The 3,192-nt window shown below is 40.0% G+C and carries 2 protein-coding genes and 2 pseudogenes; 2 read left to right on the plus strand and 2 right to left on the minus strand.

The genetic code is table 11. From position 1 onward, the window contains the following. Nucleotides 1-67: 67 nt before the first annotated feature. Both metC and C3Z13_RS12180 read right to left on the minus strand, forming a co-directional pair. Nucleotides 68-1,066 (minus strand): annotated as a pseudogene (gene metC, locus C3Z13_RS04300) (cystathionine beta-lyase); the annotation flags it as partial. Next, nucleotides 1,048-1,260, minus strand: a complete 213-nt coding sequence (locus C3Z13_RS12180) for a hypothetical protein (RefSeq protein ID WP_245872546.1) — start codon at nt 1,258-1,260, stop codon at nt 1,048-1,050. The gene C3Z13_RS12180 and the pseudogene metC, both read right to left, overlap by 19 nt. Before the next feature lie 158 nt (nt 1,261-1,418). Between C3Z13_RS12180 and C3Z13_RS04305 the strand changes: the two genes are divergently transcribed. Continuing rightward, complete coding sequence (locus C3Z13_RS04305) at nt 1,419-2,021, plus strand: peroxiredoxin C (RefSeq protein ID WP_103855102.1); 603 nt, start codon at nt 1,419-1,421, stop codon at nt 2,019-2,021. Between the two features lie 380 nt (nt 2,022-2,401). Next, nucleotides 2,402-3,192 (plus strand): annotated as a pseudogene (locus C3Z13_RS04310) (substrate-binding domain-containing protein); the annotation flags it as partial.

Below are 3,192 nucleotides of genomic sequence, written 5' to 3' on the forward strand. Positions count from 1 at the left end.
AAATTAATTTTTAGCCAAAAAACGACCCCACTTTTTAGGTGGGGTCTTTGCTTTTAGCCTTTCAAGTTTAGCCTTTCAAGCGTTCAAAGCCAGCTTTCAGATCCGCGATTAAATCTTCAACTTCTTCAAAACCAATATGCACACGAATTAATGTGCCAGTGAGCTTGCGTGCAATATTTGGACGAATTTTGGCAATTTCTTCAGGTTGGTTATACAGAATTAAAGATTCAAATCCCCCCCCAAGAATACGCCATTGAGAAGAGTTCAAAATGATCCATAAAACGTTCTAATTGTTCTTGGGTTAATTTTCGTTTAACTCAAAAGAAAATAACCCACTTGAACCAGTGAAATCCCGCTTAAAGTTTTCGTGTCCTGGGCAGCTTGGCAAAGCAGGGTGATACACGGCTTTGACTTCAGGCTGTTGAGCCAGCCATTGCGCCACTTTTATGCTATTTTCTTGATGTTGTTTAAGGCGAACCGCTAAGGTACGAATACCGCGCGCAGTCATATAAGCGGTATCCGCATCTACCATTTGCCCCATTAAATAAGAATGTTCGCGTAATTTATCCCAACAACGGGCGTTAGACACCGCCGTACCAATCATTGCATCGGAATGGCCGACTAAATATTTCGTGCCTGCTTGGATCGAAATATCAATACCGTGTTCCAATGCCTTGAACAACACGCCTGCTGCCCAAGTGTTATCAATCATAATCACCACGTCAGGATTCACCGCACGCACGGCTTTTACAATGGCAGGAATATCAGGCACTTCCATTGTGAGCGAGCTTGGTGATTCTAAAAACACTACTTTGGTATTGGGCTGCATTAAATTGGCGATTTCCGCGCCCATAAGCGGATCATAATAAGTGGTACTCACGCCCATTTTTTGCAAAATCACATTACAGAATACTTGAGTTGGCTCATAAGCCGCCCCTGTCATCAAAATATGATCCCCTGTGGCGACAAAAGAAAGAATCGCATTGGTTACTGCTGCTGCTCCACAAGGATAAAGATAACAACCTGCACCACCTTCTAATTCACACATTAAATCTTGCAAAGCAAAGTGAGTGAGTGTGCCGCGGCGGCCGTAATATAATGCGCCTTTGGTGAGATTTTTGCCTGCTTCTTTTTATCTGCAAGGCAATCAAAAACTAGCGAAGAAGCTCGCTGAATCACTGGATTGACACTGCCTTGCGTCATTCTCTTTTTGCGTCCAGCGTGGACAAAAGTGGTGTTTGATGTGGTATTTGCTTTCATAAATTTTCCTTACTTTTATTAAACTTAGGTAAAAATAATCAATTTAATAGATAAAAACAGCTATTCAAGTGCGGTGCTTTTCTTTAGAATATTTGCCGATTTACGCTTATTGTTGTTTAAGCATATCTATCATCAATTTTTTATAGGAGATTTGTACTATGGTATTAGTAACTCGTCAAGCACCAGATTTTACTGCATCAGCAGTATTAGGCAACGGTGAAATCGTTGATAACTTTAACTTAAAAGAACACATCAAAGGTAAACCAGCTGTTATCTTCTTCTGGCCTTTAGATTTTACTTTCGTATGCCCATCTGAAATCATCGCATTCGATCACCGTTATCAAGAATTCAAAAATCGCGGTGTTGAAGTAGTTGGTGTGTCTATCGACTCTCAATTCACTCACAATGCGTGGCGTAAAACCTCTGTTGATGCCGGTGGTATCGGTGAAGTTCAATTCGCAATGGTAGCAGACGTTAAACACGACATCGCACAAGCTTACGGTATCGAACACCCAGAAGCAGGCGTTGCACTTCGCGCTTCATTCTTAATCGACAAAGATGGCGTTGTTCGTCACCAAGTTGTAAACGATCTTCCACTTGGTCGTAACATTGACGAAATGATCCGTATGGTAGATGCGTTACAATTCCACGAAGAGCACGGTGAAGTTTGCCCAGCTCAATGGGAAAAAGGTAAAGAAGGGATGAAAGATAGCCCAGAAGGCGTTGCAAAATACTTAAAACAAAACGCAGATAAACTTTAATTTTCTATTTCGTTTGATTTTATTTAGGAACGCAATAAGCCCTACAAATGTAGGGCTTATTTTTTGCATCAAAGACATAATAAAAAAGCTAAGTTTTATTAAACTTAGCTTTTCTTTGGATCAAATCATTAAAAAATCGATGATGCAAGAACAAGGATCACGCTAAGTGAAAGAACCACCATCATCATTGCATAGCCAAATGTACCCATAATTTACTCCTAAAAGTTGATAAAATTTCTCGGGATTATAGCAAAATTGCGAAAAAAAGAAAATTTCTTAAACAAACGAGAAAAAGCTGTGATACAGCGCAAATTTTTTCACAATAAGCCTTAACAATTCGATTTCGCCCTTTATAATAGCCAAAATTTTTTGGAGGATTTATGGCAACAATTAAAGATGTGGCAAAAATGGCGGGCGTATCCACAACGACCGTATCTCATGTAATCAATAAAACCCGTTTTGTTGCGCCAGAAACAGAAAAGCAAGTACGTGATGCCATTCAAGCATTGAATTATTCACCAAGTGCGGTGGCAAGAAGCTTGAAAGTAAACACTACAAAATCCATTGGAATGATCGTAACCACCAGTGAAGCCCCTTATTTTGCGGAAATTATTCACGCCGTGGAAGAGCATTGTTATCGCCAAGGTTATTCTTTATTTTTATGTAACACGCAAAATGAACCTGAAAAATAAAAATCACTTAGAAATGTTAGCCAAAAAACGCGTGGACGGCGTATTGGTAATGTGCGCAGAATATACGCAAGATTCTCTTGATCTATTGGCGAATTTCACGGATATTCCAATGGTGGTAATGGATTGGGGGCCGAATAATCAAAACACAGATATTATTCAAGATAACAGCTTTGAGGGCGGTTATATGGCAACCAAATATCTGATTGATAACGGACATAAAGCCATTGGTATTATTGCGGGAGAATTAATCAAAACCACCGCCAAAACACGCTATGAAGGCTTTGTTAAAGCAATGGAAGACGCCAATTTGCCTATCAATCCTAACTGGGTGATGGAGGGTTTTTTTGAGCCAGAAGACGGCTATGAATGTATGAATAAAATCTTAAGACAAGATGAATTGCCAACAGCCGTGTTTTGCTGTAATGATGTAATGGCGCTAGGCGCAATTTCGGCCATTGGTGAAAAAGGGCTGAAAGTGC

The sequence above is a fragment of the Avibacterium endocarditidis genome (assembly GCF_002921145.1).
GTDB classification, from domain to species: Bacteria; Pseudomonadota; Gammaproteobacteria; order Enterobacterales; family Pasteurellaceae; genus Avibacterium; species Avibacterium endocarditidis.